Origin of the sequence: Acinetobacter sp. NBRC 110496, from assembly GCF_000876115.1 — a bacterium.
GTDB lineage: Bacteria > Pseudomonadota > Gammaproteobacteria > Pseudomonadales > Moraxellaceae > Acinetobacter.
In genome coordinates, this window is record NZ_BBTF01000095.1 from 1 (window position 1) to 5,783 (window position 5,783).

A 5,783-nucleotide genomic window follows, 5' to 3' on the forward strand; every position below is an offset into this window, starting at 1 on the left:
CTTCCAGCAATAATGAATTGTAAAAATCAATAAAGTTCGTTTCTTTTTCAAAGATGAAAATTTCTTGGCCATCTTCGTCATTAGGTATCTCAATTGAACCTTTTGAGATCTCAAAACTTTCATCCCCCAACAATGTATGCAGAATTCGGCCTAAGTGTTCTGCATGTGGTTTGCTGTTAGTAAAGTTGATTTTCAAGTTTTCATTTGAATCAGCAATACGGACTAAAATATAGTTTGTTGTGTGAAATAATTCATCTGCATTGTCAGTAAAATTTAACATTGAAATCTGATTATCTGTTCCAGCATCAGAATCAAGTTGCTTATCCAAAAATTCATGGTTATCAATAAAAAGCTTAGCTACACCGTTTGTAATAATGCTTTCGTATTCACCAAAGTTTTGTGCAAGGTATTCGCTCATTAAATTTGGCAGAACTTCTAATAAACTTTTTTTAAGATCCGATAATTCAATAGCAGAATTGAATAACGAATCTGGCACAAGGTTCTCTACCTCTTCATCAAGTGCTTCATCGTTTGGTGACAACCCTTTTTGCTGTGCAATTGCATTACGGAAGGAAGCCATAATTGAGATTGTCAAAATTGAAAGTGTTACCGTTTTAACCCATTCACTTTTCACATCGTTAGGCACGTAAAAAGCGCAATTACTAACCCACTGGTGGTTATGATTAAGAATCCGCTTTAAAGGGGTTTTAGTGGCTGGAAAAATTTCAAAGACAGTATTTAAGATTGGGTTTTTACCCAATTTGATGCTTTTATTATTACCGTAAAAATAGATGCTGCGAATATCAGACATAATATACTTTCTTAAACTTAACGTTGGTTACATATTATCACTGATTTAGTTTTAAAAAATATTTTTTAAAACTATTAATTTTATTTTTTTGTGTTTTAATTCTGCCCTTGTTCACTGCTTTTAAAACCCAAAAAAACAGGTAACTTTTGCTTAGGCTACGGTGGGAACTTGGTATTACAGTGTTATTTGGTAGCTAAAAAATTAAACATTGATAAACTATTGATAGTAAAAGAGATAAGGAATAGATAGATTTCTTTGCGTGTAGGGATATACTTTTCATCAAACATTTTGTTTATCGCATACAGAAGTGAAGAAAAACATAAAATGAATATGATGATTTGCAATATATATGATGGAGTATTGAGGGTTTCTGGTAGATATTTAATCTTGTATATCGTTGTATTTAAAAACATTTCAAACACAAAGAATACAACTACAAAGATGTAGCAAATATTGAAAATGGCAACTAAGTTGTATGCCGATTTGAGTACCAGGCCTGTCATCGATTGTTCACTTGAATCAATCTCACCCGTTTTTGGAATTTTAAAAAGCACAACGCATTCCAGTTTTAAGAGTGTATCTATTATACTTTTAGAATACCTTTTATCAACTATAAAACTTTGTTATTAAAATAAAAAAATGGCCTTTTAAGACCATTTTAAAACACCCTACCCTCCTTTTAAGACTAGCCGTTGTGCTTATCTTTAGAATCACGGTAAGTAGAGATATGGTAGAAGAAAAAGCACGATAAAAGTGAGAAAAGCACCACCCCGAACGTGTTCCAAAATCTGCTATTTGATAGTTCAGAAATACGTTTATTGATTTCTGAGATAACACATGGATTCGCTTTTGCAACTTCAACATTTACATTGCAGACTTCAGCATATTGGAATAGGAATGTTTTATGGCCAATATCATACATTTCTTGGATCTGGTTAATATTGGTCGTATTCAGAAGAACCATAACAAGAGAGATCAGTGCTACAAATATAGAGATAACAAGAAAGCACTTCACAATGATTTCACGAGCCACATCATCAACACCACTTAAATATCTTTCGAGCAATATATTTAGCTTAGTTCGACCATCAAGGATAATGTTATAGTCATGTTTTACTTCATTATTTCCTGTATGGTTTTGATTTGTTGGTTCAACAGGAATGTCAGATAATTCGGCTGGTAAAGTGACTGCAATTACATCTTTTTGTTCTTCAGGTGCTAAACTTTTATTGCTGCTGTTTGATACAAAATCTTTTAATAAGGGTACTGGCTCACTTTTAAGGTGTTCTGTTTTTACAACCTCGTGAGCCGACTCATTTGCATCGAATAAGATCTTGTCTGTTCTTTCTGGATGCTTGAGATGTATATATTGATAAATAAAATAATTGATCTTTTGCTGTAAGACCGGGCTTTTATCAACTTCACTTTCCACATCTGCACCAAAAGTCTCAGTTATAGATGATTTTAATTCTTGTACTTCGGATTGATTCAGCAATTGATATAGTTCATATATTGTTTTAGAACTGATCATGATAAAACCCACATTAATATTCATTAAACTGTTAGTAGTATATAGAATGTGGTTTTAAAATAAATAGGTATGTTTTAAGAATAAAAAAAACCGCCTTTTAAGGACGGTTTTAAAAGGGGGTTTAATTAGTATAAACAGTTGCCGTTTGCACCAATAGAGCGTCCATTCTGGCTTAAATACCGTTGTACGGTGTTAGCAACATCTCTTGGGAGTTGATTATTCACTTTTTGTATAACATCGACTTTGTATTTATTCTGACAACTCACAATACCAGCCAACATGTTATTGATCAGTGATGTATTGTCTTTACCATCCAATTTACGTGTTTCTTCGTTTATCACTATGAATTGAACAATATTTAGATAGTTATTCGTGAGGTTGTCACCACTTTTTGATGACTTGTTTAGATTCTCAATGGTCGAATTCAAGTTATTCATTCGTGCTTCAAGGCCAGAATCACCAGTGACATTTGCATTATTGTTTTGGTAACGCGTAGCTGTGGTGTTCCGATTAGAATTATATTGTCTTTGCTGTATCGGCTGTTGCTGAACCTGAACTGGTGCTTGCTGTTGAATTTGACCAGGTGCTTGCTGTTGTTGAGCTGGCACTTGCTGAGTTGAATCTTCATTTGAAGTTGCTTTTTTATACCAATCACTAAAATCGGCATTTGCACTACTACTCAATATAGTAGCCGTAAAAATTGCACATAAATAAAGTTTATTATTCATTGTCTGAACTCTCTTTACCGTTGTAGTTCGCTGGACTAATAGCTTTTAAACTGAACTCATTTGCAAGTTTCCACAACCGCATAAATGTCTTTTGCTTTTCTTGTACCCAATAGTCCTTATCTTTTTTTAGAAGATTCTTTAATACATCTGAGTTCAAGTGGAAATTATCATCAAAAAAATGTTCAAACAGGAGTTCTGTTAAATAGTTTTGAGTTAACGTTTTTTTATTTTCATTACCCGTACCAAAGAATATTTGGCAAAGCTTTGTGCTTTCACACACGAGATCTATGTATTTTTTCTCGTCTGCATTTCGCTGGTGGCGCAAATGAGGATGTGTAATAAAAATAGAATTACGTATGAAAGCATAATCAATAATTACAGTAGCTTCCGTTTTCTTTGAAATGTACTCAGCGTTTGTAAGAATTTCACAAGTGGTAACATCAACTTTGTCGCGAATATTAATGAATTCGCTTGAGAAAGTAGATGCACTTTTGTTTTCGATCTCAACTTTCTTATCACGATTTCTCAGATAAAGTAAATTATCTGCTTGCTTCATATCGTTTAGGAATCTTTCAAAGAAGTGATTACTTTTATATAGATCTTCTAGAGCTCGCGTAACATAAGACGCAACCAAATTAAGATTTTTAGCTAAATATGATGGTCCATTCTTAGTTGTATAAGCAGCTAAACGATCCTTAACAAGTTCTATTACTTTTTCAGGTTCACCATTATTCAATCGAATTGCTGAAGTGAAGAGCGCATTACTGATTTTAAGCTCATTGCCCTGTTCATCCTGAACCTTTGCACACATTTCATTTAATGTATTAAGCGCTTTACGATAGTTGGACTTCAACTGAATCTGAAAACGATAATTGCAAAAATTGTCACGATCTGGTGTACGCTTATTGCATGGTTCATACTTAACAGAAATAAATAATTCAATAGATGGATTGTTATTCAGTCTTTCTAATGAAACAAGAAGTCGTTTACGGTAAAAATCACTTGCTTTGTATTTAAATTCTACTGAAAACTCGGTTAATGCTTTGAAGTCAATGTAAGGAATAACCACTTCGCCACGAAACTCATTGATCTTCATCAAGTTATACATATAAAGATCAAAACGGTCCTTAAATCCAAGAACCGTTAAAGTGTCGAGAACTGTGTAGCGCCCCTTTTTATCAAAATCTAATTCAGATAGATTGGCAATCAACGTTTCTTCAAGCTGATAGCAAATAAACGCATTGTTATCTAATTCAAAATAGCCCGTACTGGCAAACATTCTTTTATGAGTTACGCTGTCTACGTCATTTCTTGAAAATGGTTCGCTGTCCATTTGGCGTAAAGAGCTCATTGGTAGCATCACTTTACCAACACTATTTAGCGTATTCCATGCCAAAGATTTGATACGGCCATTGCTAAGGTAATTAGCTTTATTTTTGAATAAAAGAATTTGACGGATGTATTCAAAATTCAGAACAAAGTTGTTCGCTAGTTGTAATGCTTCAATTTGGGATAATTCAGGTTTTTCAGCGATAACGCGCTGCAGCTGATGTGCATACTTATTTTTGGCATTCACCAACATTAAGTAAAAAATGAATTGATCAACAACTGGAATATCTAGATAACATTCGACTATGAAATTACTGATTTTGTTGCCGTAACCCAAGAGATCCATGGTTTTTGTTTCGGCATTAATAATTGAGTCTTTGATTGACTGCGATAGTCCAAAAATTTCATCTTCTGAAATTCCTTTACTTATGCAGACTTGTGAAGAATCTTGCATAACTGCTCCACTTTAGACAACGTACAACGTACATTGCCTGAGATTGAATTAAAAAATAAAAATAAAAATATATTTGCAACCCAACTAACGTTGTAGTCTTTTCGCTTTAAAGCTGTGTATATACTAACTAAATTTTAGACAATAAAAAAGCCTCGTCAGAGGCTTAATTACGCAATTAACATTATTTGTTGACCGATCTGCGGTAACTCTAGTTTAGAAGTAGTGAACCTGTATGGTAGCTTCTCATATATGCTTTTAAAACTAAGAGAATTTCTAAAAAAATCAAAGCTTTTAGTGAGTTTAAAAGTAATATCGCCACTTGATAAGATTTGAATTTCGTCAATCATAGGTGCTGCAGCTTGCTTCGCATCTGTATCAATCATAAATGATAAATCACAAGCTTCACGCATGATCTGGTTGATAGTTTTCTTATTAAAATCTAGACCTGTAACGTGGTTAACTTTTTCAGCTGATACAACGTATCTACCGTCTTCTGCAGAATAAAATGCATTTAAATTATCAACTAGAATAAGCAATTCGGCAGATAAAACACCTTTTAGCAAAATATCAGACGAGCCAGAGCTAAACACATTGAAGTCAATGAGTATTTTTTGATGTCTAAGACTAAATGATTGATATTGCATATCTCGAATTCCCATAGGCATTCTGAGTAGACATTATAGCATCAATTCGTTAATTAGACTACGATTAAAAGCATTTTTAACAGTAATTTCTTAATAAATAAGACTATGAAAAACAGTGCCTTATATGAGTAATATTCACAATTACAATGTAAGTTAACCAATGTAATACTTGATCAAATAAATATGTGCTCAAGATAGGCACCCAGCGAAACTTTTTTATAAATGGTTTGTAAACTTTCTTCCGTCCTAATGACGTAAGTTATTGTTTTATAGTGGTGCCAAAATA

Annotated in this window: 5 protein-coding genes; all 5 read right to left on the minus strand. The window is 33.2% G+C overall.

What is annotated here, in order from left to right; genetic code table 11:
• Nucleotides 1-811 (minus strand): hypothetical protein (locus Aba26S_RS20315; protein ID WP_043974842.1); only part of this gene is annotated, 811 nt, incomplete at its 3' end.
• A 685-nt stretch (nucleotides 812-1,496) separates the two neighbouring features.
• A complete protein-coding gene (locus Aba26S_RS20325) occupies nucleotides 1,497-2,342 on the minus strand; it encodes a hypothetical protein (RefSeq protein WP_024160863.1) in 846 nt (281 codons plus the stop codon).
• Nucleotides 2,343-2,467: 125 nt separating this feature from the next.
• Nucleotides 2,468-3,070 (minus strand): hypothetical protein, encoded by a 603-nt coding sequence (locus tag Aba26S_RS20330; RefSeq protein WP_005005776.1) that lies wholly within the window; start codon nucleotides 3,068-3,070, stop codon nucleotides 2,468-2,470.
• The gene (locus Aba26S_RS20335) at nucleotides 3,063-4,853 is read right to left on the minus strand and encodes a hypothetical protein (protein ID WP_005005779.1); all 1,791 of its coding nucleotides are present in this window, start codon (nucleotides 4,851-4,853) and stop codon (nucleotides 3,063-3,065) included. The genes Aba26S_RS20330 and Aba26S_RS20335 overlap by 8 nt, the downstream gene beginning before the upstream one ends.
• 167 nt (nucleotides 4,854-5,020) lie before the next feature.
• Nucleotides 5,021-5,497, minus strand: a complete 477-nt coding sequence (locus Aba26S_RS20340) for a hypothetical protein (protein ID WP_005005780.1) — start codon at nucleotides 5,495-5,497, stop codon at nucleotides 5,021-5,023.
• Nucleotides 5,498-5,783 lie beyond the last annotated feature (286 nt).

Excerpts from the sequence above, each read along its gene's own strand:
- Aba26S_RS20325 (WP_024160863.1), bottom strand. The coding sequence starts at position 2,342 with ATGATCAGTTCTAAAACAATATATGAACTATATCAATTGCTGAATCAA.
- Aba26S_RS20330 (WP_005005776.1), bottom strand. The coding sequence starts at position 3,070 with ATGAATAATAAACTTTATTTATGTGCAATTTTTACGGCTACTATATTG.
- Aba26S_RS20340 (WP_005005780.1), bottom strand. The coding sequence starts at position 5,497 with ATGCAATATCAATCATTTAGTCTTAGACATCAAAAAATACTCATTGAC.
- Aba26S_RS20335 (WP_005005779.1), bottom strand. The coding sequence starts at position 4,853 with ATGCAAGATTCTTCACAAGTCTGCATAAGTAAAGGAATTTCAGAAGAT.